The sequence below is a fragment of the Vibrio rotiferianus CAIM 577 = LMG 21460 genome, from assembly GCF_002741985.1.
In the GTDB taxonomy this organism is placed as follows: domain Bacteria; phylum Pseudomonadota; class Gammaproteobacteria; order Enterobacterales; family Vibrionaceae; genus Vibrio; species Vibrio rotiferianus.
In genome coordinates this window covers 1-24,329 of record NZ_APHW01000003.1, presented here as the reverse complement: position 1 = coordinate 24,329, position 24,329 = coordinate 1, and the positions used below count along the sequence as shown (strand labels likewise).

Genomic DNA, 24,329 nt, shown 5'->3' with positions numbered 1-24,329 from the left:
TTGGACGGTGGAATAAACCGCTCAACGCTTAAGCTGACGCAGCCACACCCTTGCTGCTTCAGCATCCAATTCAATTTGTTGTTTAAGTGCTTCAAACGACTCAAACTTTTGCTCATCTCGAAGTTTGTGCAAAAGTTCCACTTCTAGCTGTCTGCCATATAAATTAGCGTGAAAGTCGAATAAGTGTACTTCTAACTGTTGGCGAACACCATTCACTGTTGGCCTTTGACCAATGTTAGCGACACCACCAACTGGCTTATCTCCTAAGCCAAGCGCTTGAACAACATAAACTCCGGAAACCGGAGATACACAGCGTTTCAACGGAATATTTGCGGTAGGGAACCCAATGGTTCGACCTAGCTTTCTTCCGTGTGAAACACGACCGCTGATGCTGTAGTTTCTTCCCAGCATCTCATGTGCGGAATGCAAATCATCACGAGCCAGTGCTTTGCGGATAGCTGTGCTACTCACTCGTAATTGCTGTAGGCAAAAGCTCTGGGTACTCACGACCTCAAAGCCATACTTTTTCCCAGCTTCTTGTAACATTGCGAAGTTGCCAGTCCGACCTTTGCCGAAGCAAAAATCATCACCAATGACCAGAAACTTAACACCCAATCGCTCCACCAACAAGTCACGGATAAACTCTTCCGCAGTTAGGTCGGCAAAATGGCGATTGAAGTTAACACACAGCAAGCGATCAATACTGAGCTTACTCAACTGAACAAACTTATCTCGCAGTCTTGTTAACCTTGCCGGTGCCTTATCTCGGGCAAACAACTCCATCGGCTGAGGTTCAAAGGTCATCACAACTGAAGATAACGAAAGTTTCTCCGCTTGTTCTGACACTTGCTGCAATACTTGTTGATGGCCTCTGTGTACGCCATCGAAATTGCCAATAGTCAGTACGCAACCGTGATGGCGCGACTTGATATTGTGAATACCTCTAATCAGTTCCATTGGATACTGCTTTCTGCCTCTGTTTTACTTTGCACTGTGTGAAACTGACGGATTATATACCAATCCACCTTATTCTGTCCCAGCTTTTAGGTCTTTTAAACGTACGCCGAGTAAAAACACTACGGCAAGGTAAACGCTGGCACCCAGTGCTATCAACATTCCCAGCACGCCACTACGGTGAGCAAAGCTCCAATTTAGCCATACCGACATGTCTTCTAACTGCCACAAAATTGCTGCAACCATGGCAGCCCCCGCAACCATCAAACGTATAATAAAGAAGACCGTTCGTTTGGTTACTTGGTACACACCCGCAATATGTAAACCGCGGTAGAGCAGCGCCATGTTCACAAAGGCAGACAAGGCCGTCGCTATCGCGAGACCGACGTAACCGTAGAAGTATGCGAAGATCGCGTTGAAGACCATGTTGGTCAGCATTGCAATGATGCCGTATTTCACCGGTGTTTTAGTGTCTTGGCGCGAGTAATATCCCGGCGCAAGCACTTTAATCAACATAAAGTTAAGTAAGCCCGATGCATACGCTAATAAAGAGAGAGAAGCTTGGTGTACGTCTTGTGGAGAGAATTCTCCACGCATGAACAACACCATCAGCATTGGCTTTGCCAACACCATCAGACCAAGCATTGCAGGAATGCCTAATAAGGTCACCATACGAATGCCCCAGTCCATCGTGTGTGCAAAGCCTTCACTGTGAGCATCTACGTGCTTACGTGATAACGCAGGTAGAATTACGGTCGCAATAGCAATACCAAACAGACCTAATGGGAATTCCAATAAGCGATCTGAGTAGTAAAGCCAACTGATTGAACCCGTTTGTAGGAAACTGGCAATAAAGGTATCAAACAATAAGTTGATTTGGCTTACTGACACACCAAATAAAGCTGGAATCATCAGTGTGCGGATTTTCACTACACCCGGATCACGCCAGCCCCATTTGGGCTTGACCATAACTCCCGCTTTAATAAGGAAAGGAATTTGAAATAAGAACTGAACCAAACCACCAAGAAAAACACCAATGGCAAGACCAATCTCTGGTTGTGACATCTGGGGAGAAATAAACCACGCCGCCAAAATGATCATCACATTGAGGAAGACGGGAGTAAAAGAAGAAACCGCAAACTTACCTAGAGTATTGAGAATGGCTCCCGATAAGGCAACAAAAGTGATGAACCATAAATAAGGAAAGGTAATCTTGAGCATTACGCTGGCAAGTTCAAACTTCTCAGCTGACGGGCCACCATGCATCCAGTCCAAGAACCAGCCAAAACCGAATAGAGCGGTAACCACTCCAGAGCCCAGTACACCTATAATAGTGACGATCGAGACAATCACACCAAGCGTACCAGCAGCGCGAGCAATCAATTCTCGCGTTTTATCCATGTCCCCTTGTGCGTGGCTCTCCGTCAACACCGGAACAAAAGCTTGAGAAAAAGCGCCTTCAGCAAATAGGCGGCGTAAAAAGTTAGGAATTTTGTTGGCAAAAAAGAAGACGTCAGCGCTTGCACCGGCCCCCATCAGGTTTGCTACCACTACGTCACGAACTAAACCTAGAACGCGCGAAATTAATGTCATGGCACTGACGATCATGCCTGACTTGAGCAGTCGTTTACTCACTGTAACCTCGGAATATCACCAAAAGATAGCCAACCCTATTCCTTTAAGCCTTTGAAAGCTCCAAATGGGCGTAAAAAATATATCCAGTTATTGTTAGATCTAAGCGGATAATTATTAGCAATGGTCTAAAAATACTGTTAGAATCCCCGCCATCTTAACCGCGATGACCTTTGTTACCAAAATTTGTTTTGGTTTCGATTGGTTTTTGCACAAATCATTTGACATTTAGGCGCAAATGAGGGATAGTCCTCGCCCTTAAATTGTCATAGAAATAAGTTTTTGGGAGTTAGACCCTTGGCAAATAGTAAATCTGCTAAGAAGCGCGCTATCCAAGCTGAGAAACGTCGTCAGCACAATGCTAGCCGTCGCTCAATGATGCGTACTTACATGAAGAAAACTGTTGCTGCTATCGAAGCAGGCGACAAAGAAGCTGCAACTGCTGCATTCGCTGCAGTTACACCTATCCTAGACCGCATGGCGACTAAAGGCCTTGTTCATAAGAACAAAGCAGCACGTCATAAGTCTCGTTTCGCTGCACAAATCAAAGCTCTTTAATAGAAACTTGATTATACAGTGAAGAAAAAACCGGCTAACGCCGGTTTTTTTATACCTAAATTTCAGCAAAGCTCGAATTCAAGATAATAAAAAAGCTGGCAGTGCCAGCTTTTCTGATTCGTGACCTGTCATTACGCAGTTGCTTCTGCACAATAAAGGCCATGAAGTGTTTGAATTAGCGCTTTTACTTCATCGCTCTTCAATGTGTAGTATACCGTTTGCGCTTCTTTTCTTGTCGCAACTAATTCATCACGACGAAGCCAAGCTAAATGCTGAGACAGAGCAGACTGACTTAACTCTAATTTCGCACACAGTTCCCCAACCGACAGCTCTTGATTGTGTAACATGCAAAGAATTTGTAGTCGTCGCTCATTTGCCATCGCCTTGAGCAACACGACGGCTTTAGCGGAGTTTTTCTCCATTTCTTGTAGATTCATGTGTTGGACCTCTAGCTACAACTTACTTTTCCAACTTTGGCCAGTTTGTTGTTTTGTTGTGTTACAAAGATTTTATAATTTCGACTTATAATTTTATCGATAGTAATCTATTTGTTTGAGCAACGAAACGTGTTCATTCAAACATTTGGCTAAAATCTGCATCACACACATTCTTTACTGCAGGGTGTTGTATCATCCGCTCGGCAAAGATGACGTAATACTCTTCCTTTAGATCGTCAACATGACCAATCAATTGCAAATTTCGATCATCTTCAATCTCAGACATGTACACCGTCGGTGCCAAGAAGATGACATCATCACGGTAACGAGCAAAAGCCTTCATAAGCGCAACATCATCAAACTCACCCAAGACGTCTGGCTGTAAACCTTGACGATCAAACCACTGCAATACCTTTCTTCCCATTGCCGTTCGACTCGCTGGGATGAGTAGTTTCTTCTTCTCTAGGATTTCAGGAAACTTCACGTCAGCTATTTCAGACGAAGCGAAAAAGCTCATGCTACTTTCACCTAGCTTTTTGCTGTACAAACCTGGGCTTTGTGTCGAATCCACCGGACAGTCAGAAAGAATCATATCCAGCTTGTGTTGTGATAAACGCTCTAATAGAAGCTCGTGAGTCGACTCGTAGCAACGTAAATGAATGCTGTTGTCCTCAGGAACTGTAGTCATCAGCACTTTACTGACGAGGCGTTTAGAAAGGGCATCGGCAACGCCGACTTCGAATAGGATATTGGAGTGTTGGCTATAGTTAACAATATCGAGCATTTCGTAGCTCAATCCAAACATACGGTCGGCATACTTGAATACTAGCTGCCCTAATTCAGTTGGCTCAACAGTACGACCATTTCGCTTAGTCAACTTCCCCTTCATACGATCTTCAAGGGCTTTAATTTGGCCAGTCACTGTTTGTGGCGTCAAGAACAATGCATCTGCAGCCTTAGTAACTGAACCTTGCTTACATACCATCCAGAAGTAATAAAGGTGGTTATAGTTTAAATGTGACATCGACAGACCCGCTAAAAAGATGACTTTTTTATATCAAATGTGACAACGACTAACAAGATATTCGGCAAAACTTACAATAATCAATAAAGAGTATGGTTTTTTCGAAGTTATCAGATTCATACTGTCATAAAACTTGAAGCAAAACGCACTTTTTCAATCCTGTGCACAATCATCTACAGACAATTTATACAAATTTTAACCATTAAAGATCAATGACTTGCAAACATATAGCTTTTTCTTTTCGACTAATTATCAAAAAGAATAATAAAAATCCCCAATAGAAATCGAACTGTAATATTACTGAAATATTTCATCTCTAACATCGCCCTCAGTTTCAACAACAGACCAAATAAACGAACTGAAAGGTCCACGGAGAAAATTATGATGAACCAAGCTACTTCTACAGCAGCACCAATCTCGAGCACGACTCGCTGGTTACGCTGGGCTAACTTGGCATTCATGTTGTATCTGCTTCTTCTAGCAGTATCTATGGTTGGTAGCGGCTTCAAATGGGCGACTGGCGATCAAGCTAAAGTACTCTTTGAATTTGCGTCTCACCCAGTCGCAGGCCTAATGATCGGTTTGGTGGCTACGGCACTGATCCAGTCTTCAAGTACCGTAACTTCTATTATTGTAGGCTTGGTTGCAGGTGGTCTACCTGTAGAAACCGCTATCCCTATGGTAATGGGTGCAAACATCGGTACAACCGTAACAAACACTCTTGTTTCGCTTGGCCACGTACGTTGTAAAGAAGAATTCAAACGTGCATTCGCTAGTGCAACAATCCACGATTTCTTCAACCTACTTGCTGTACTGATCTTCCTACCATTGGAAATGATGTTCGGCATCCTAGAGAAAATTTCTCACTGGTTGGTATCACCGCTACTAAACACTGGTGATATGAGCATGAAAGGCTTTGACTTCATCAAGCCAATCACTAAACCAGTAGTAAGCGCAATCAAAGAGCCGCTAGCAACGTTTGGCGACACTATGGGTGGCGTAGCGCTAATCGCTCTCGGTATCGGTACTATCTTCGTAGCTATCACTGTTATGGGTAAGCTAATGAAGAGCCTAATGGTTGGTCGTGCACGTGACATCCTTAAGAACGCAATCGGTCGTGGCCCTATCCACGGTATCGTATCGGGCTCTGTAGTAACTGTTCTTGTTCAGTCTTCTTCTACGACAACAAGTCTAATGGTTCCACTAGTTGGCTCAGGTGTTCTAAAAGTACGTGACATCTACCCGTTCACTCTAGGTGCAAACATCGGTACATGTATCACGGCTCTACTAGCAGCAACAGCGGTATCTGGCGAGTTCGCAGTATTCGCACTACAAATTGCACTAGTACACCTAACGTTCAACATTCTGGCGACACTGTTCATCTTCGGTATCCCGTTCCTGCGTGAGATTCCAGTGAAATGTGCAGAAGTGATTTCAGAAATGGCTATTAAGAACAAAGCGGTTGTAGCAGGTTACCTACTAGCAGTATTCATCGTGCTACCAGGCTCTATCCTTGCTCTGACAGCATAATAATAAGATTACCATCGCTTATTTTGGGCTCCACTTCGGTGGGGCCTTTTTTCGTTTTGGAGAAGCGAACTTGTTTTATCTTTCTGGAGACAAGTCCTGTCAATTCCCTTCGGAGTCAAATGGCTTCCATGACCACTTCAATATTCACCTCTCGACTCCTACAGCGAAGTGCTCTCATTTCTTCATCACACAGTGTGGTAAAAGAGATTCCCGACGACGCTCCTTCGTCGCTTTCGGGAATGACGCCGTTTGATTTCAGAGTGGTTGAACATCATCCTCAAGAGCGAGGCACGAGCGAGTTGGGGATCTTTTATTTCCTTTAGTATCTCGAAACGTAAGCGTTCCTTAAGACCAAGTCCGCTCCCTAGCCCCGTAGCGAAACTTTCTCAAGCTCTTAATCACAGAGCAAACTGAGGTAAAAATATTCCCGACTACACACCTTCGTCGCTTTCGGGAATGTCACCGTTTGAGTTCAGAATGATTAAACGTCATCCTCAGAGCGAAGCACGTGCGAGTTGGGGATCTTTTATTTCCTCTCACATCCCTGCACTGACGCCCTCGTCCCCCGAAGCGTAAGCGTTCCATAGGACGAAGCGTTCCCTCCTATTCCCACCCTTCGGGCATAAAAAAACCGCCCATAAAGGCGGCTTAGAAAGCTCAATATACTCGTTAAACTGAGAACGGGTACTGAATTGGATCGTGATGCTCGTAACCTTCTACCCAGAAATCATCTAGGGTTACCCATGTTTCTAAATCTTCTAGAGATTTGATTTCTGGGTTGATGTGGAAGGTCGCTGCTTTTAGTGGCTCACGCTTCAACTGAATATCACGCATTGGTGCAAGCTGATCTTCGTAGATGTGCGCATTAACAATCTTGTGGTACGCCTGACCAGGTTTCTTACCTGTAATTTGCGCCATGATAGCCAAGAACACATACACTTGAACCATATTGAAGTTCAGACCTAGCGGAACATCACAAGAGCGCTGCGTGCTGTTTAGGTACAGCGTGTCACCTAGCAGTGAGAAATGGTGGCTGTACATACATGGACGTAAACACCCCATGTGGAACTCACCAGGGTTGTAGAAGTTTAGGATTTCACCACGGTCATCAACACCGCGCGTTAAATCATCGACAATCTTACGCAGTTGGTCGATATGACCGCCATCTGGCTTCGCCCAAGAACGACCTTGAACGCCGTATACGCGTCCCATGTCGTCTTCCCCCTTGCGGAATGGGTTGTTCAACCATGCTTCATTTAGGTTTGCGTTCGCATCCCACGTTTTAGTACCTAGCTTACGGAAGTCTTCTGCGTTGTCGTAGCCACGGATGTAACCAAGTAGTTCAGCAACCGCTGCTTTCCAAAAGCTCTTACGCGTTGTCACTAATGGGAATTGGTTGTTAGCAACATCGTAGGTCAAGTCTGCGTTGATCACCGTTAGGCAGCGTTTACCTGTACGTTCGTTTTCAACCCAAGTGCCTTGGTCAACGATACGCTGACACAAATCTAAATACTGTTTCACACCAATTCCTTACTTCGTTTCTGCTTGGACTTTGTCTTGGTAAAGACCACGTTTGTACGCCCAAACCATCATAAGGATACCCAGAATGATCATCGGTGAAGATAGGATTTGTCCCATCGAAACGTAACCACCAAATAGACCAAGCTGTGCATCCGGTTCGCGAACAAACTCGACTAGGAAACGGAATGTACCATACCCAGCTAAAAATAGCCCTGATACTGCACCTAAAGGACGTGGCTTTTTGATAAACCAGTTCAAGATGAAGAACAGTACAATGCCCTCTAAGAACATCTCATAAAGCTGAGATGGGTGGCGAGGCAGTGGACCGCCATTCGGGAAGATGATTGCCCATGGCACATCCGTTACACGCCCCCAAAGCTCGCTGTTCATGAAATTACCCATGCGTCCCATACCTAGACCAAATGGGACTAGCGGCGCAACAAAATCAGCAACACCAAAGAAAGTACGGCCGTTTTTACGCGCGTACCAGAACATTGCAGTGATAACACCTAACAGACCACCATGGAACGACATGCCGCCAGTCCAGACTTTAAATAGGTACAACGGATCGGCTAAGAATAAGTCGAAGTTGTAGAAAATTACGTAGCCAACACGACCACCAATGACGACCCCAAGGAAACCCGCAAACAGCAAGTCAGAAACTTGCTCACGCGTCCAACCACTACCCGGCTTATCTGCACGACGATTTGCTAGCCATAGTGCGAACATGAAGCCGACTAAGTACATCAAACCATACCAACGAACAGAAACAGGACCAATAGAGATTAAAACCGGATCAATATTGGGAAATTCAAAGTATCCCTGAGACATAAATCATTCTCTTCTTATTACTAGTAAAACAAATATACCCGAGTAACCTAAAGATGCTCGGTTCAGCGGGAATAAATTGGCAATAAACTTACAGCAACATGGTCGCTGCAACAAACATCAAGAATACGGCAAAAATCTTCTTTAAGACTGCCGTAGGAAGGTTAGTCGCCATCTTAGCGCCGACTTTCGTCGTGAGCATCGACGTCATCGCAATCGCAGCTAAAGCTGGCAGGTAAACATAGCCAACACTGTAGTCAGGTAACCCTTCTACTTTATAACCATGTAAGATGAATCCAATCATGCCTGAAATCGCAATCATGCAGCCACACACCGAAGAAGATCCAACGGCTTTGCGCATCTCAATACCATGCTTGTTTAAGAACGGCACTGACAGTGAACCACCACCAATGCCAGCAAGGCTCGATACCACACCAATGCCCGTTCCGTACACCATAGTGACCGGACTGCTCGGCATTGACTTCTCACTTTTCGTCTTAATTGAGCGAAACATCTGAACTGCCAGACACAACACGATCACACCAAATACTTTTGGCAGATAGTGTGTCGGAATCCACTCGGCAATATTGGCTCCAACAAAGCCGCCGACAACCACACCAGGCATCAGCCATTTGACGACGAACATATCAACGTTGCCCAGCTTAAGATGGTTAAGTGCAGAGGAGCCTGATGTGACAATGATGCTTGCCAATGACGTTGCTAACGCCACATGCATGCTCATTTCAGGAGAAATTCCAGCAAGAGGAAGAAGATAAAGTAGCGCAGGCACGACAATTAGCCCACCTCCGATACCAAGAAGCCCCGCCATCACACCAACAAAAGCGCCCAACGCGAGCAATATTATAAATAAAGAGATGGTCACTGTTACCTACTTCTTACCTGCACGAATAAAGCCTGCAAAGCCTTGTTGAATAAAGAAATCATGCATCATTTGATGAATTTCTTGCCCGTAAGAGCATGACATGGCTTTCTCGACGAGTTTTTCTAATTCTTTTTGTTGGCTATGGCGAATCAAATATTTCACCTTCGCTACGTTTGAGGTGTTCATACTCAAACTGTTATAGCCCAAGCCCAACAGGAGCAGTGCACCAAATGGGTCACCAGCTAGCTCACCACAAATGCAAACCGGGACTTGATATTGGTGGCAAACATCATGAATTTGTTTTAACGCTAACAACACCGCTGGATGCATGGATTCATAGACATCTGCAACACGAGAATTGTTCCGGTCCACCGCCAACAAATATTGTGTTAAATCGTTAGTACCAACCGAAACGAAGTCGACGCGGTGAGCAATTGCCGGCAGCAAGTACACCATAGAAGGCACTTCTATCATCACCCCAACCTTCGGAGCTTGAATGCGATCATCAAGTAACACCACCTCACTGTAGGCTTGATTAATCAAGGTAATCGCATCATCGAACTCTTTGATACCAGATATCATTGGCAACAAAATGCTTAAATTACCACTATCAGCACTGGCTCTGAGCATCGCCCGTAGTTGGATCAGAAAAATATCAGGGTGATCTAAAGTAAAGCGAATGCCACGCCAACCTAAAAACGGATTATCTTCATCAATCGGCAGGTACGGTAATGGCTTATCACCACCGATATCCAATGTACGCATTACGACGCGTTGATTTGGGTAGCTATTGAGAATCGCTTGGTACTGATGATACTGCTCATCTTCTGAAGGAAAGTGATGCTGAAGTAAAAAAGCGATTTCGGTTCGATATAAACCAACGCCATCAACACCGGAGTTAATGGCAATATTGCTATCTGCACTTAAACCCGCATTGAGCATCACTTCAATATGATAATCATCTTGGGTGATTGCCGGAAGTGAGAGATCTTTGTTCACCATAGCGAACAATTCAGATTCTTCACTGACTAAACTACGATACTCGCGTAACAACTGTCGATTAGGTTCAAGGTAAATCTCCCCCGAATAACCATCAACAATCCCTTGCTTACCGTTTACCTCTTGGGGATTAACATTTGCTCCCATGATGCTGGCACGCCCAGTGCGCGAGATAGAATCGCAGCATGAGAGTTTGCCGCGCCCTCAAGAGAAACCACAGCAAGTAAATGCTGCTTTGGTATTGATGCAAGTAACGTCGCCGTTAGCTCATTGGCAACCAAAATCACTGGGCGGTCGATTGAGGCATGTTCTTGTTCACTGTTATGCAGGAAGTACAGCAAGCGCTGCCCTAACTCACGAATGTCTTGTGCGCGCTCACGCAGGTAAACATCTGACATACGAGCAAAACGATTTGAGTAAGTTTCTACCACTTGGCGTAACGCCCAGTCAGCTCGGTCACCTTTCTCGATCTGCTTCTTCAGATCACCACGTAGCATTGGGTCGTTGAGTAAGTGTGTAAAAAGGTCGAAAATCGCCAAAGCATCTTTGTTGATTTCACTGTCGAACTTCTTCCGCATACGACGAAAATCGCTGAGCGCCCTTTCCACTGCAACCGCAAGCAACTCATGTTCACGTTCTTTATCTAAAGCAGAGGCAGGAAAAACATCGCTTAAATTGGGCTGAGTATCATCAAACCAGAACTCACCTATCGCCACCCCCGTTGAGGCAGGTAGGCCTTTCATCACTGTGGGTGTTGAGGCTAATTGCCAATGACCAAGGCTTTGAGCATGTGCGATCAACACAGCAAGCTGCGCTGACAACGTGACCAGAAAAGATTCTTCCATCTCACTAAACAAACGTGGCTCTTTTTGCTGAATCACCAATACGCCAAGTACTTGTTTGCGATGAATAATCGGAGTACCAAGGAAGGAGTGGTATACCTGCTCGCCTAATTGGGGGAAGAATTTGAAGTCTGGGTGAGTGGAGGCTTCGGCTAAATTTAGCGGTTCAGCGCTGCGCTTAACTAAGCCAACTAAACCTTCATTGAAGTTGATATGGATGCTATCACCTTCAAAAATAAGGCCTTGAGTTGCCATCAACTCAAGGCGCTGCATTTCTTGGTTAGCAAGATAGATAGTACAACACTCAGTGCATAGGGCTGCACAAGTCTCTTTTACCAGAATGTCGAGTGCAAGATGGAGATCATCGACTCTGGAGACTTTCTCAACTATTTCCCTTAGCTGACTGAGCATAATAATCCTCTATCTACGTTGCTTTTTTCTTTTCCCTTTCGTCTTTCGCTCTCGAAAAGGCATGGCTAAAGATGCAAACTCTTTCATTGCTCGGCGGTATACGTCTCGCTTGAAAGAAACAACTTGCCTAACTGGATACCAATAACTTACCCAGCGCCAACCATCAAATTCAGGGGATTTTCCACGCTGCATATTGATGTGCGACTCATCGCAATCCAATCGCAGCAGAAACCATTTCTGTTTTTGGCCGATACAAACAGGCTTGGAGTCCCATCGCACCAATCGCTTTGGTAGTTTATATCTTAACCAATGACGACTTGTTGCGATGATCTTAACGTCTTTTTTCGTCAGACCGACTTCTTCATATAACTCCCTGAACATCGCTTGTTCAGGTGTTTCACCTTCGTCAATCCCACCTTGTGGAAATTGCCATGAGTGTTGCCCGTATCGTTTAGCCCAGAATACCTGACCATGGTTATTACAGATCACAATACCAACGTTCAGTCGGTAACCATCGCCATCTATCACCGGCTAACCTCTATGAATAATTTTTTATTACCGTGATTTTTCCACATATCCCCATTACTAGCAAACTTACTGATGTGATATGAGCAAGATTTATTACCTTTGAACCATTTTTGGATATCTTTTGAGCAACCATTACTTTATCAACACAGGATTGAGACATAGCCCACATTTATTCACCTTTTCTGTGAATAACTTTGTGAAGAAAACAAGATCAATAAAGTTTTTTGCTCAAAACCATCACAAACAAGATTATTCACAAAAGAGAAAGGCAAGCATAAAATACTGACTTTTAAGACAAATAAATGAAATTAGCTTAATTAACGATCTAACTTTTATTGATGATCTTTTCACCAAACTCAGATCGGTCAAAGATCGCTCAATTGGCAATTTATCCACATTAGACAGGTAGGACTTCATGATATCTCAATAAAATCAAGTCACACTCATCGCTTAAACCCCTGTTCATTCATCCAGCCAAAGCAAAGATCCTATTGGTCACTTCCTAATCTGTGGATAAGTTATGGATTGATCATTCTTAATCCAGCTCGATGAAATCTTCGACAGAGGATTTTATTCAAATTTGTTAGACTAGGCGTTTTCCAATACCACTTTGTCATTATGAAACCAGAACCACAATCCGAAGCTGAACTGATGGAACGTGCGCAAGAGATTGCGGGATTAAGCTTTGCTGAACTCGCAGAAGAAGCTGGTATGACCGTTCCTGAAAACTTGAAACGCGATAAAGGTTGGGTCGGTCAATTACTAGAATGGCATTTGGGTGCACCCGCAGGTAGTAAGCCGCAACAAGATTTCGCCAAACTAGGAATCGAGTTAAAGAGCATACCGATCAGCTACTCTGGCAAACCATTAGAAACGACCTTTGTCTCTGTCGCACCATTGACTGGTGTGCAAGGTTTAACATGGGAAACGAGTCACGTGCGCAACAAGCTCTCCCGCGTGCTTTGGGTTCCGGTTGAGGGCGAGCGCGAGATTCCGTTGGCTGAGCGCCGCGTCGGGAGCCCGTTGATTTGGTCACCGGATGAAGAAGAAGAGTTGACCCTGAAAAACGATTGGGAAGAGTTAATGGAGTTGATCGTACTGGGCAAGTTTGATCAAATTTCCGCCAGACACGGCGAAGCGCTTCATCTACGTCCTAAAGCCGCAAATGCCAAAGCACTTACTGAAGCATACAGTTCAAACGGCAAGCCGATAAAAACCCTGCCCCGTGGTTTCTATCTCAGAACACAGTTTACTGAGCAGATCCTACTGAAGCATTATATTAACCTCCAATCAGAGTGACTAGGGTCTGTTGATCTTTTGCGGTTAAATTTTGTTCGAGATAGAATCGTTTTAGGCGCGGCAAGAAGTATGTAGCTTAGTCATTCTAAGTAAATGCTTCTTAACAAAGCATAAAACGATTCTAGCCGAACCCTTCGGGCAGCCTTTGTGGTTCATTTCTACAGCGTTATCGGCTTCTCATGTAGGCTAGCTACACTTCAAAGCCTCTGCCTTGTAGAAATTTCCCACAAAATGCTGCAAAAATCAGCTCAAAAGATCAACAGACCCTAATGCGTTACCAGTGACAGTTCAATATCACAGTATGAGGCTGCGCCATCGCTACCACATTCATCGTACGCGTTGTGTAGTCTCAAGTACGCTTTATCAATCCCTAACCTAAGCAGCTCCTCTTTCACCAAGTCCAATGATCCAAAATGAATCGGATCTTCACCGTCTTTGATCGGCTCCAGTTGGTGTTTGTACTCCACTGCTAATAGATAGTCAGAGACATCAGAACAACCTATCACAAAGACCTTCGGTGTTTTATAAGAGTCCTTGTGGTGGCCATGCAACCACATGTCGAGTTGATGCTTCTGCATAATGCACCTCCTTCACAAGATCCTTTAAGTCTAGTTAGCGTATTGATAAGTTTCGAGTTAACTATAAAGCGAAAACTAAATCATTTGCGACCACGACTAAAAATCCCCTATATTGGAATAACTTATTCAGTCGGTAACTCTTCAAGGATGTGAAATGCAATATACGAAACTACCGCACTCATCACTCGAGATCAGTAAGATCTGCCTTGGCACTATGACGTTTGGTGAGCAAAATACCGAACAAGAAGCGTTTCAGCAGCTCGACTTTGCCCTCGATCATGGGGTGAACTTTATCGATACAGCAGAGATGTATCCCGTTCCACCAAAGGCAGAGACACAAGGACTCACTGAGCAATACATTGGTAATTGGTTAGCGAAAAGTGGCAAGCGAGAGAAAGTAGTATTGGCAACGAAGGTCGCAGGCCCACGTAGCGTCCCGTACATTCGTGAGAACATGAGCCTTAACCGCCGCCATATTCATACCGCTATCGATGACAGCCTAAAGCGCCTGCAAACCGATTATGTCGACCTGTACCAATTGCACTGGCCGCAGCGCCAAACCAACTGCTTTGGTCAACTCAACTACCCCTACCCAGATAAGCAAGAAGAAGTCACGCTGATCGAAACCCTTGAAGCGCTGACCGAACTAGTTAAAGCCGGTAAGGTACGTTACATCGGTGTATCGAATGAAACCCCATGGGGTGTGATGTCACTGCTGCGTTTAGCAGAAAAACACGATCTGCCGAGGATAGTTTCAATCCAAAACCCATATAACTTATTGAACCGTAGCTTTGAAGTTGGCTTGTCTGAAATCAGTCATTACGAAGGCGTTCAGCTACTTGCATACTCACCACTGGCGTTTGGCTGCTTGAGCGGTAAATACCTAAACGGAGCGAAACCTGAAGGCGCACGTTGCACGGTTTGGGAGCGCTTTGCTCGCTACTTCACCCCGCAAGGCATAAAAGCCACCGAAGCATACGTCAACCTAGCTCGTGACCACGGTTTAGATCCCTCACAAATGGCACTGGCGTTTGTGAACCAGCGTCCGTTTGTTGGCTCGAACATCATTGGCGCAACTAACCTAGAGCAGCTTAAATCAAACATTGACAGTATCGATGTTCATTTAAGTGAAGAGTTACTCAATGACATCCAAGCGATTGGCACTACTTACTCGAACCCGTGCCCATAGCGTTTCATTTCCCAATAGACCAAAAACAAAAGAGGCTGACCACATGGTCAGCCTCTTTTGTTTTGTATTAAGCCCAAATTGAATCAAATGTACTAGAGAGTTCAATCTGGGCTTTGAATTACGTCGGTATTCGCGATGTTAAGACACGACGAAGGTGACGAACTTGGCGCTCAACTTTGACTGCATCAGGAATGCAAGTTTGAGTTGAACGACCTTCTTTATCTAAACCAATATCCCTGAGCAAGTGTTCATTGGTCCAAGGGATATTGTGAGAGCTACGACGAACCATACTCTGCCATTGCTTTTCTTCACGTTTTAGATCCGCTTTTAGCAACACTGTAGCGAGTTTTAGATAGATAGAGTGACGCATAATTTTTCTCCAAATTACGATAAATGATCGACTGGGAAAAATAGTGCATTCTTTAACAGAAAGATTCTGTTGATACTAAGCCGCTACTTTTCCGCAGCCTAGTGAAAATAGATAGGTTACGGATTAATTATATCTAATGAGCCAGTGGTATCCTTTATGATCGCATCAAAGGTTGAGCGAACAGAAGGCATACGATCAGCGCAAGCAGTAGTGTTAACAACGTAATGTTTCATCTTGCGCCTCCTAGCTAAAAATTAATCCGTGATTGATGTGGTATAACTCTTTGAGTTACGGCTAAATTGTAAGCAACATAGGATATTATTCAAACAATTTTTGTCCTTTCTATTAAAAACAAATCAATAACCTAAAATTAGGTTTCATATGGTTTTTCGAATAACATATTCATCTGTGGAATATATAAAGCTTCGAGTTTTATAAATGATTGCATTCGAAGTACAAAAAAGGAGCGACAATACGCTCCTCTTTTCCTTTGACACCTAGTAACTTAAACCACCTGCTCTGATATCAAATTATGTTTGTTTAGCAAACGATACATGGTTGCTCGAGATACTCCTAGCTCTTTCGCCGCGTTCGATACTTGCCCTGAATGAGATTCGAGAACCACTAATAACGCATCACGCTCACTCTTTTCGCGAATTGACTTTAAGCTTCTCTTTGCATCATTTCGTTGAGGCAAGTCGAGGTGATGTTCTTCGATAATGACACTGTCCGACATTAACACCGCACGCTTAATCTGGTTCATTAGTTCTCGAACATTACCTGGCCAAAAGTAACGCGTCAGAGATTTAAGTGCATCTTCAGAAAAGCCCTTCGCTTGAGAGTTATACTCTTTAGAAAACTCTTGCAGATAATAACGAGCCAGTAGGCCTATATCGCTAGCACGCTCTTTAAGGCTCGGTACATTGATACGTAGCACATTAATGTAATGGTATAGTTCTTCATTAAAATCACCATCAATCAACGCCTTTTCCACATCTGATGAGTTAGCGGCAAGAACTCGAACATTCACTGTTTTTAAGCCATCTCGGGTCTCAATTGTGCCTTCTTGCAAAAATCGCAACAGGTTCATTTGCTGCTCTTTTGAGATAGTTAAAATGTCGTTGAACAAAACAGTACCGCCATCAGCCTGCTCCATAATACTTGGCTCAGTCACATCTTCATCGCTAGCCCCAAAGACTTCCGCTTGAAAACGCTGTTCATTCAACGCACGGCAATTTACTGACAAAAATGGTTTGTGTGCTCGAGAAGAGACTTTATGGATAGCACGCGCTACCGCTTCTTTACCAGTACCGCTTTCACCATAGATAAGGATACTCACATCCGTTGGACCAATACGTTTCACTTGATCACGTAGACGCTTCATAGGGATTGATTCACCCACCAGCCCCATATCTAAGCTGTTACCAAAGCTTGGCCACACTTTCTTCTCTAGCTTGAGCATACCAAGCTGGTGACCAATGGTACTTAGTAACTGCGCATCTGGAATTGGCGCAGTAAAAAAGTCGATACAAAAGTTCACAATGAACTGGCAAATGGTATCGGTACCGAGTTGTGACTCACGAATGAAGGCTAACCAACGAACATGTTTGTGAGAACTCACTAAGTTTGCTAAGCCGTTGAGGCTAAACTCATCGTGACTTAAATCTACAATACCTATGCAGGGGCCAATGTCCTCAAGGAGCGTATTCGCCTTACGCAGGTCACCCACTTGGTGACACTTCCATCCGACTTGTTCTAATACTGATAACCAAGGTTCGTAAGTACCGCCAACTACTACCAGCGACCCCGGAATGGAATCCATCTTAAACTGCCCAGCCATTCTTTAACCCTTAAATTCTGTTAATAGAAAATTCGCTCCACAAACCAAACTTTGCGAACTGGTAACATTATCGAGACTATCACCCGATTAGTCTGTCTCAATATTAAGACTATGCAACAGATTGCGATTTGGCGAATAATTTCTCTATTAAATTACTCGTCATCAAATTCAAATGGTTGAATAACGTCAAATTTCGAACATAAAAAAACCACCCGAAGGTGGTTTTTTTGATCATCCTGCCAAATTACGCTTGTGGGCGCATTGCTGGGAATAGGATTACGTCACGGATTGTGTGCGTGTTAGTCAGCAGCATAACTAGGCGGTCGATACCGATACCTTGACCTGCTGTTGGTGGTAGGCCGTGCTCTAGTGCAGTGATGTAGTCTGCATCATAGAACATTGCTTCATCATCACCAGACTCTTTCGCTTCAACCTGTGCTTTGAATCGCGCATCTTGGTCTTCTGCATCGTTAAGCTCAGAGAAGCCGTTTGCTACTTCGCGACCACCAATGAAGAACTCAAAGCGGTCTGTGAAGAATGGGTTGTCATCGCTACGGCGAGCCAGAGGAGAGATATCTGCTGGGTAACCAGTGATGAACGTAGGCTGCATTAGCTTAGGTTCTGCAGTTTCACCGAAGATTTCTTCAAGAAGCTGACCACATGTCCAGAAAGATTCTACTTCAACGTGAACAGATTTCGCGATAGAAACCATTAGGTCACGGTTTTGAATGTCTTCTTCTGTTAGCGCTTGGATTTGCGCATGGTCTGGGTTGTAGTGCTTGATTGCTTCGAACATGCTCATACGAGTGTAAGTGCCACCAAACTCAACCGTGTCATCACCGTAAGGCATTGACGTTGAACCTAGAACTTCTAGAGCTACTGAGCTTAGTAGTTCTTCAGTTAGGTCCATCAGATCTTTGTAGTCCGCGTACGCCATGTAGAATTCCATCATTGTGAATTCTGGGTTGTGACGTGGAGAAAGACCTTCGTTACGGAAGTTACGGTTGATTTCGAATACGCGATCAAAACCGCCAACCACTAGACGTTTCAGGTATAGCTCAGGTGCGATACGCAGGTACATTGGCATGTCTAGTGCGTTGTGGTGTGTGATGAATGGACGCGCACTCGCACCACCAGGGATAACGTGCATCATTGGCGTTTCAACTTCCATGAACTGCTTAGAGATCATGAAGTTACGGATTGCAGACATCACTTTAGAACGTACTACGAACGCTTGACGAGACTCTTCGTTAACGATTAGGTCAACGTAACGTTGACGGTAACGCATCTCTTGGTCAGTTAGGCCGTGGAACTTCTCTGGTAGTGGACGCAGTGCTTTAGTTAGCAACTCGTACTCTTCCATGTTCACGTATAGATCGCCTTTACCAGACTTATGTAGTGCGCCTTTAACACCGATGATGTCACCGATATCTAGACCTTGGTACTGGTCTTTAAGTACTTTTTGTACCGCTTTATCAGCATAAGCTTGGATACGGCCAGAAGTTTCTTGGATTACTAAGAATGGACCACGCTTAGCCATGATACGGCCAGCGATTGCAACTACGTGGTTAAGCTCTTCTAGCTCTTCCTTCGACTTTTCACCGAACTCTTTTTGAAGGTCGCCCGCTAGTGCGTCACGACGGAAGTCGTTTGGGTGGCCATTTGCTTTGCAGCTCTTTCGGATTGCATCCAGTTTAGCGCGGCGCTCAGCAATTAGCTTATTCTCTTCTTGTGTAGAGGCTTCTTGTACAGTTTCGTTTTGAACAGCATCAGTCATTTTCGATGTATCCTGTTTTTGTCGGTGAAAAGCTTTATAGGCCTGATTTCAGGCTAGCTTCAATAAATTTGTCCAGATCGCCATCAAGAACCGCTTGAGTATTACGGTTTTCAACGCCCGTACGGAGGTCTTTAATGCGTGAGTCATCCAATACGTAAGAACGGATCTGGCTACCCCAGCCAATGTCAGACTTAGCGTCTTCATTAGCTTGTTTTTCCGCGTTTTGCTTCTGCAATTCAAGCTCAAATAGCTTTGCTCGAAGCTGTTTCATTGCCTGATCTTTGTTCTTGTGTTGAGAACGGTCATTCTGACACTGCACCACTGTGTTCGTTGGTACGTGCGTAATACGTACCGCAGATTCTGTGGTGTTTACGTGCTGACCACCTGCGCCTGATGCACGGTAAACGTCAATGCGTAGGTCAGATGGGTTAATGTCGATAGCAATATTTTCATCAATCTCTGGGTAGATAAACGCAGAAGCAAATGATGTATGACGACGGCCGCCTGAATCGAATGGCGATTTACGTACTAAGCGGTGAACACCAGTTTCAGTACGTAGCCAACCGTAAGCGTACTCACCAGAGATTCTTACAGTCGCGCCCTTAAGACCAGCAACCTCACCTTCAGATACTTCAATTACCTCAGCTTTAAAGCCTTTTGCTTCAGCCCAGCGTAGGTACATGCGTAGCATCATGTTGGTCCAGTCTTGTGCCTCAGTACCACCTGAGCCTGCTTGCAAGTCAATGTAGCAATCAGAGCTATCGTGGTCGCCAGAGAACATACGACGGAATTCCAGCTGTTCTAGCTTTTCTTCCAGTTCTGCAAGTTCTGGTTCGATTTCATCAAACGTTTCTTGATCTTCTTCTTCAACAGCAAGTTCTAGAAGCCCTTCAACGTCTTCTACACCTTGCTCTAGTTGATCAATAGTTTCAACAACCGCTTCAAGAGATGAACGTTCTTTGCCTAATGCTTGCGCACGTTCTGGCTCGTTCCATACATCCGGTTGTTCTAGTTCTGCGTTGACTTCTTCTAGACGCTCTTTCTTAGCGTCATAGTCAAAGATACCCCCTCAGGACATTCGTGCGCTCAGACACGTCCTGAAGACGGTTTTTAATTGGATTGATTTCAAACATGTTTGCTCAACATTTTAGAATAGAATTTAACCGAGAAATTCTACTCAAAAATGTGACGGAGATACAGGAAAATTTCGGTTGGGAAATCAGATTGCAATTAGAGAGAGCACGGTCATAAAATTTTGATGCCACATAAAGGCGACCGTACTCTATAGTAGGCGAAAAACGAGGATTTACTTGGCTTCGATATAATCAACCATCAACTGAAGTGATTGATTGCCTCTAAACTCATTCACATCCAACTTATACGCAAGGCGTACTGTTTTTACTGATGCATCCGGCCAACGACGTAAATCAATATTGAAGGCAATACCGTCGATCATTACGTTGGTTGGGTGGCCTTTATAAAGCGGTTCTAACATCAACTTAAGATGTTTCTCACCCACCAGTTTCTGGTGCAGAACTTTGAACTCACCATCAAAGATAGGTTCAGGAAAAGCTTGACCAAACGGACCACCCGCACGAAGTTGTTCAGCGACATGCATCGAAAATTCTTCCGGTTTCAACTCACCATCAGATAGGATCACACCTTTCAACGCCGCTTCATCCAACTCTTTTTTAACCACATCATCAAACAAACGGCTAAAACGCTCGAAGTCTTGCTCTTTGATGGTTAAGCCCGCCGCCATCGCGTGACCACCAAATTTGATGATCAAGCCAGGGTTTTGCGTATCGATGAAATCCAACGCGTCACGCATGTGCAGCCCAGGAATTGAACGGCAAGAGCCTTTGATAGTTCCTTCCCCTCCATCCGCGAACGCAATAACGGGACGGTGGTACTTCTCTTTTATTCGCGAAGCAAGAATACCTATCACACCTTGGTGCCAGTCTCTTTGAAACAAGGCTAAGCCATAAGGGAGTTCGGTGTTTTCACCAAACTGAAGACGCTCACAAAAAGCCATCGCTTCCTGCTTCATGCCTTCTTCAATCTCTTTACGGGTTTGGTTGAGGCCATCCAACTCACTCGCCATGCGGCGTGCAGCATGGATGTTGTTACACATCAGCAGTTCAACACCGAAAGACATGTCATCCAAGCGACCTGCGGCGTTAATGCGTGGACCTAAAGCAAAACCAAAATCTGATGCGACTAAACGACGAGCATCACGCTTCGCGACTTCAATCAAGGCTTGAATCCCCGGACGCGCTTTACCTGCACGAATACGCTGTAAGCCTTGGTGCACAAGAATGCGGTTGTTTTCATCTAGTGGCACGACGTCTGCCACAGTACCAAGGGCAACCAAATCGATCAGCTCCATCAACTTAGGCTCTTGCATGCCTTGCTGCGCAAACCAATTTTGTTTGCGCATGTATACACACAGCGCCATCATCAGATAGAAAGCCACTCCCACCCCTGCCAACGCTTTCGATGGGAAAGCACAGCTGTCTAGGTTTGGGTTCACCATGGCATCGACGTCGGGGAGCACTTGCCCCGGTAAGTGGTGGTCAGTCACCAGCACGGTAATGCCATTTTCTTTTGCGTAACGAACACCTTCAATCGACGACACGCCATTATCAACTGTCATGATCATTTCAGCACCAAGCTCTAACGCTTGGTCCACCACTTCCGGACTCAATCCATAACCATCTTCAAAGCGGTTTGGCACCAAGTAATCGACGTTATTGCTGCCAAGCATACGTAGTGCAAGTACCGACAACGCTGAGCTGGTCGCGCCATCGGCATCAAAATCACCCACAACGATAATCCGCTTTTGCTCATTGATCGCTTGGAAAAGCAGTTCAACCGCTTTATCTATACCGCCAAGCTGTTGGTAAGAATGCAAACCACGTGCAGAGGTTTCTAACTGTGCGATATCCGTGATACCACGGTTGAGATAGATACGCTTAAGAATAGAAGGAATGGAATCGGGAAGAAGAGAAAGGTCCGGTTCGGGACGTCGTTGAATTTCTATCATGTTTGAAAAGAGCCAGCGTTGCATGCTGGCTCTGCTCCTTAAAGGATTATTGTTGCTCTAGACGTTTTAGTAATTCTGCCGGTGGAAGGTAACCACCAACTAGCTCACCGTTTGGCAGGAAGATAGCAGGAGTACCGGAAATACCAAGTTCACGGCCTAGGTTGTAATGTGCCTGGATGGTTTCTTTACACTGTTTAAGATCTTTAACTGGATTGTCAAAAGTGCGTTCTACTTTTGCATTATGCATAGCCGTTTGAGGATCTTCTGCACACCAGATAGTCGCCATCTGCTCAGCAACAGGACCTGTGGCACCTTGGCGAGGATACGCCATGTAACGAACAGTAATGCCTAAGTCGTTGTAAACTTGCATCTGGCTGTGTAGACGCACACAGTAGCCACACGTGATGTCAGTAAATACCGTCACCACATACTTCTCATTGTCTGCTTTGTATTCGATCACGCTATCAGAGAACTTTGCAATTTTCTCGGCATTTAACGGCGCTTGGCGCTCAGCAATCACGTCTTTGTAGCCACCATTGTTATCGATGGCATAAAGCGTACCAGCAATAAAATGGCTACCGTCGTTAGATGCGAACAGCACACCACCATTCGTTTGAATTTCTAATAATCCAGCAACATCCGATGGTTGGATATCAAGAATAGATACACCCAATTTAGAGAACTTGGCTTTAAGTGCAGCCTCATCAAAGTTCTGTTTTGCCGCCGGCGCGACTTGTTGTGCAGGAGTTTCCATTTTTTCCTGACTTTCTTCAGCACCACAAGCGGTAACAAAAAACGGTAAAGTCAGCAGAGTTAGTCGGCGTAATACGCTCATTAAATTCACCTTAAAATAAAATCGTTTCATCCAACGAGACAATACATCATTATGCTCTTGGGTGGTGTTGACTGTGGATTTGCTTCAATCGCTCAGTCGCCACGTGAGTATAAATTTGCGTCGTCGATAAGTCACTATGCCCCAACAGCATCTGTACGACCCTGAGATCTGCGCCATAGTTCAATAAATGCGTCGCAAAAGCATGGCGCAGTACGTGTGGCGACAATTGGTCGGTATCAATACCCGCTATTACAGCGTAGTACTTAATACGATGCCAAAAGGTCTGACGGGTCATTTGTCTGGCTCGTTTACTAGGAAAAACCACATCAGAGGTAGTCTCCCCCAATAGAGCAGACCGGCCTTGTTGAATAAAAGTTTCAATCCAATCGACCGCATTTTCCCCCATAGGAACAAGGCGTTCCTTACCACCCTTACCAGTGACGCGCACTACCCCTTGGCGCAAACTGACGTTTTCCATTGTCAAGCTGACTAGCTCTGTCACACGCAGACCTGTCGCATAAAGTAATTCAAGCATGGCTTTATCACGCAGCTCAACCGGATCATTCGGATCCGGCGCCTCAAGCAGCGCGTCAACTTGCTCTTCGCTGATGTCTTTCGGCAGGCGTTGCGGTAGCTTTGGGCTCACCAACAGCGCACTCGGATCATCACCGCGCACTTTCTCGCGATGAATGTATTGAAACAAGCGACGAATCGCTGACAACATCCGCGCGCGCGATGTCTGCTTGTAATCTAAATCAACAAGGTAACTTTGGTACTCTTGTAAACCAGACAGGCTGATAAAATCAAGACGGTAGCTATGTTGCTCCATCCACGCGAGCAGTTTCATTAAATCATTTCGGTAGGAAGCCAACGTGTTCTCCGACAGGCCACGCTCCATCCACATCGCATCTAAGAATTGCTCAACAAGACCAAAATCTTGTTGATTGACAGGCTGTTGTGCCGTCATGAATGCTTCCTTATCTGTTTATATTTACAGTATTGAGAGTAAGACAACTGTCCAACCAATACCATAAAAAAATCATCTAGCCCGGGATAATCGCTGCAATCTTCCCCGTTTTATGGTTAGAATCTGCCACAACAGCAATACAAAAAACGACGAATATAATGAAAATCGGACTCTTTTACGGCTCAACCACCTGCTACACCGAAATGGCAGCAGAAAAAATTCGCAACATCATTGGTGAAGACCTTGTCGACATTCACAACGTGAAAGAGACACCGCTATCA

The 24,329-nt window shown here is 44.8% G+C and carries 20 protein-coding genes and 2 pseudogenes; 5 read left to right on the top strand and 17 right to left on the bottom strand.

The features are described 5' to 3' along the window. Positions 1-21: 21 nt before the first annotated feature. Positions 22-957, bottom strand: coding sequence for a bifunctional riboflavin kinase/FAD synthetase (gene ribF, locus B853_RS02320; protein ID WP_010446007.1), 936 nt, complete (start codon positions 955-957; stop codon positions 22-24). 69 nt (positions 958-1,026) lie between these two features. Beyond that, positions 1,027-2,589 carry a murein biosynthesis integral membrane protein MurJ gene (murJ, locus tag B853_RS02315; RefSeq protein WP_010446005.1) on the bottom strand — a complete coding sequence of 521 codons (1,563 nt, stop codon included), beginning with the start codon at positions 2,587-2,589 and terminating at the stop codon, positions 1,027-1,029. Positions 2,590-2,883: 294 nt separating this feature from the next. Here murJ and rpsT point away from each other — a divergent pair, with 294 nt between their 5' ends. Continuing rightward, complete coding sequence (gene rpsT, locus B853_RS02310) at positions 2,884-3,144, top strand: 30S ribosomal protein S20 (RefSeq protein ID WP_005440571.1); 261 nt, start codon at positions 2,884-2,886, stop codon at positions 3,142-3,144. A 131-nt stretch (positions 3,145-3,275) separates the two neighbouring features. Here the strand turns inward: rpsT and B853_RS02305 are convergent, their stop codons facing one another. Next, positions 3,276-3,581, bottom strand: coding sequence for an ArsR/SmtB family transcription factor (locus B853_RS02305; RefSeq protein ID WP_005447923.1), 306 nt, complete (start codon positions 3,579-3,581; stop codon positions 3,276-3,278). A 133-nt stretch (positions 3,582-3,714) separates the two neighbouring features. After that, on the bottom strand, positions 3,715-4,605 hold the full coding sequence (gene nhaR, locus B853_RS02300) for a transcriptional activator NhaR (protein WP_009707695.1): 891 nt from the start codon (positions 4,603-4,605) through the stop codon (positions 3,715-3,717). 381 nt (positions 4,606-4,986) lie between these two features. Between nhaR and B853_RS02295 the strand changes: the two genes are divergently transcribed. Next, on the top strand, positions 4,987-6,135 hold the full coding sequence (locus tag B853_RS02295; RefSeq protein ID WP_010445999.1) for a Na/Pi symporter: 1,149 nt from the start codon (positions 4,987-4,989) through the stop codon (positions 6,133-6,135). A 669-nt stretch (positions 6,136-6,804) separates the two neighbouring features. Here the strand turns inward: B853_RS02295 and B853_RS02290 are convergent. From B853_RS02290 to rppH, 5 genes and pseudogenes are all read right to left on the bottom strand, one after another. Beyond that, positions 6,805-7,656, bottom strand: a complete 852-nt coding sequence (locus B853_RS02290) for a thymidylate synthase (RefSeq protein ID WP_005434888.1) — start codon at positions 7,654-7,656, stop codon at positions 6,805-6,807. A 9-nt stretch (positions 7,657-7,665) separates the two neighbouring features. Next, positions 7,666-8,487 (bottom strand): prolipoprotein diacylglyceryl transferase, encoded by an 822-nt coding sequence (lgt, locus tag B853_RS02285; protein WP_010445993.1) that lies wholly within the window; start codon positions 8,485-8,487, stop codon positions 7,666-7,668. Positions 8,488-8,575: 88 nt separating this feature from the next. Further along, complete coding sequence (locus B853_RS02280) at positions 8,576-9,367, bottom strand: sulfite exporter TauE/SafE family protein (protein WP_010445991.1); 792 nt, start codon at positions 9,365-9,367, stop codon at positions 8,576-8,578. A gap of 6 nt (positions 9,368-9,373) precedes the next feature. After that, a pseudogene (ptsP, locus tag B853_RS02275) lies at positions 9,374-11,619 on the bottom strand (phosphoenolpyruvate--protein phosphotransferase). A gap of 9 nt (positions 11,620-11,628) precedes the next feature. Beyond that, positions 11,629-12,147, bottom strand: a complete 519-nt coding sequence (gene rppH, locus B853_RS02270; RefSeq protein ID WP_010445987.1) for an RNA pyrophosphohydrolase — start codon at positions 12,145-12,147, stop codon at positions 11,629-11,631. 618 nt (positions 12,148-12,765) lie between these two features. On the opposite strand from rppH, the gene mutH reads away from it, so the two are divergent. Then, a complete protein-coding gene (mutH, locus tag B853_RS02265; RefSeq protein ID WP_010445985.1) occupies positions 12,766-13,446 on the top strand; it encodes a DNA mismatch repair endonuclease MutH in 681 nt (226 codons plus the stop codon). A gap of 266 nt (positions 13,447-13,712) precedes the next feature. On the opposite strand, the gene B853_RS02260 is transcribed toward mutH, so the two are convergent. Continuing rightward, on the bottom strand, positions 13,713-14,024 hold the full coding sequence (locus tag B853_RS02260) for a DUF6482 family protein (RefSeq protein ID WP_010445983.1): 312 nt from the start codon (positions 14,022-14,024) through the stop codon (positions 13,713-13,715). 154 nt (positions 14,025-14,178) lie between these two features. Here B853_RS02260 and B853_RS02255 point away from each other — a divergent pair, with 154 nt between their 5' ends. Next, positions 14,179-15,213: an NADP(H)-dependent aldo-keto reductase gene (locus tag B853_RS02255; protein WP_038884913.1), complete on the top strand. Its 1,035-nt coding sequence runs from the start codon at positions 14,179-14,181 to the stop codon at positions 15,211-15,213. Between the two features lie 118 nt (positions 15,214-15,331). On the opposite strand, the gene B853_RS02250 is transcribed toward B853_RS02255, so the two are convergent. The 7 genes from B853_RS02250 to xerD form a co-directional block, all read right to left on the bottom strand. Further along, positions 15,332-15,583, bottom strand: a complete 252-nt coding sequence (locus tag B853_RS02250; protein ID WP_010445979.1) for a hypothetical protein — start codon at positions 15,581-15,583, stop codon at positions 15,332-15,334. Between the two features lie 505 nt (positions 15,584-16,088). After that, complete coding sequence (gene vpsR, locus B853_RS02245) at positions 16,089-17,423, bottom strand: cyclic-di-GMP-binding transcriptional regulator VpsR (RefSeq protein WP_010445977.1); 1,335 nt, start codon at positions 17,421-17,423, stop codon at positions 16,089-16,091. A 244-nt stretch (positions 17,424-17,667) separates the two neighbouring features. Further along, positions 17,668-19,200, bottom strand: coding sequence for a lysine--tRNA ligase (lysS, locus tag B853_RS02240; RefSeq protein ID WP_010445975.1), 1,533 nt, complete (start codon positions 19,198-19,200; stop codon positions 17,668-17,670). 34 nt (positions 19,201-19,234) lie between these two features. Beyond that, positions 19,235-20,333 (bottom strand): peptide chain release factor 2 gene (gene prfB / locus B853_RS02235; RefSeq protein WP_100085109.1). Its coding sequence is split into 2 segments (ribosomal slippage): positions 19,235-20,257 and positions 20,259-20,333, totalling 1,098 coding nucleotides; the frame shifts between segments, so codons are not numbered across the junction. 173 nt (positions 20,334-20,506) lie between these two features. After that, entirely contained in the window at positions 20,507-22,246 is a 1,740-nt protein-coding gene (gene recJ / locus B853_RS02230; RefSeq protein ID WP_038884930.1) for a single-stranded-DNA-specific exonuclease RecJ, read from the bottom strand. Between the two features lie 46 nt (positions 22,247-22,292). Further along, positions 22,293-23,081, bottom strand: coding sequence for a bifunctional protein-disulfide isomerase/oxidoreductase DsbC (gene dsbC / locus B853_RS02225; protein WP_050568960.1), 789 nt, complete (start codon positions 23,079-23,081; stop codon positions 22,293-22,295). 49 nt (positions 23,082-23,130) lie between these two features. Continuing rightward, entirely contained in the window at positions 23,131-24,048 is a 918-nt protein-coding gene (gene xerD, locus B853_RS02220) for a site-specific tyrosine recombinase XerD (protein ID WP_010445967.1), read from the bottom strand. Between the two features lie 158 nt (positions 24,049-24,206). Between xerD and B853_RS02215 the strand changes: the two are divergent. Further along, a pseudogene (locus B853_RS02215) lies at positions 24,207-24,329 on the top strand (flavodoxin FldB); the annotation flags it as partial.

What these genes read in the sequence shown, in the direction of transcription:
- ribF (WP_010446007.1), bottom strand. Translation starts at nt 957, where the DNA reads ATGGAACTGATTAGAGGTATTCACAATATCAAGTCGCGCCATCACGGT.
- B853_RS02305 (WP_005447923.1), bottom strand. Translation starts at nt 3,581, where the DNA reads ATGAATCTACAAGAAATGGAGAAAAACTCCGCTAAAGCCGTCGTGTTG.
- nhaR (WP_009707695.1), bottom strand. Translation starts at nt 4,605, where the DNA reads ATGTCACATTTAAACTATAACCACCTTTATTACTTCTGGATGGTATGT.
- B853_RS02295 (WP_010445999.1), top strand. Translation starts at nt 4,987, where the DNA reads ATGATGAACCAAGCTACTTCTACAGCAGCACCAATCTCGAGCACGACT.
- lgt (WP_010445993.1), bottom strand. Translation starts at nt 8,487, where the DNA reads ATGTCTCAGGGATACTTTGAATTTCCCAATATTGATCCGGTTTTAATC.
- mutH (WP_010445985.1), top strand. Translation starts at nt 12,766, where the DNA reads ATGAAACCAGAACCACAATCCGAAGCTGAACTGATGGAACGTGCGCAA.
- B853_RS02260 (WP_010445983.1), bottom strand. Translation starts at nt 14,024, where the DNA reads ATGCAGAAGCATCAACTCGACATGTGGTTGCATGGCCACCACAAGGAC.
- B853_RS02255 (WP_038884913.1), top strand. Translation starts at nt 14,179, where the DNA reads ATGCAATATACGAAACTACCGCACTCATCACTCGAGATCAGTAAGATC.
- B853_RS02250 (WP_010445979.1), bottom strand. Translation starts at nt 15,583, where the DNA reads ATGCGTCACTCTATCTATCTAAAACTCGCTACAGTGTTGCTAAAAGCG.
- vpsR (WP_010445977.1), bottom strand. Translation starts at nt 17,423, where the DNA reads ATGGCTGGGCAGTTTAAGATGGATTCCATTCCGGGGTCGCTGGTAGTA.
- lysS (WP_010445975.1), bottom strand. Translation starts at nt 19,200, where the DNA reads ATGACTGATGCTGTTCAAAACGAAACTGTACAAGAAGCCTCTACACAA.
- recJ (WP_038884930.1), bottom strand. Translation starts at nt 22,246, where the DNA reads ATGATAGAAATTCAACGACGTCCCGAACCGGACCTTTCTCTTCTTCCC.
- dsbC (WP_050568960.1), bottom strand. Translation starts at nt 23,081, where the DNA reads ATGAGCGTATTACGCCGACTAACTCTGCTGACTTTACCGTTTTTTGTT.
- xerD (WP_010445967.1), bottom strand. Translation starts at nt 24,048, where the DNA reads ATGACGGCACAACAGCCTGTCAATCAACAAGATTTTGGTCTTGTTGAG.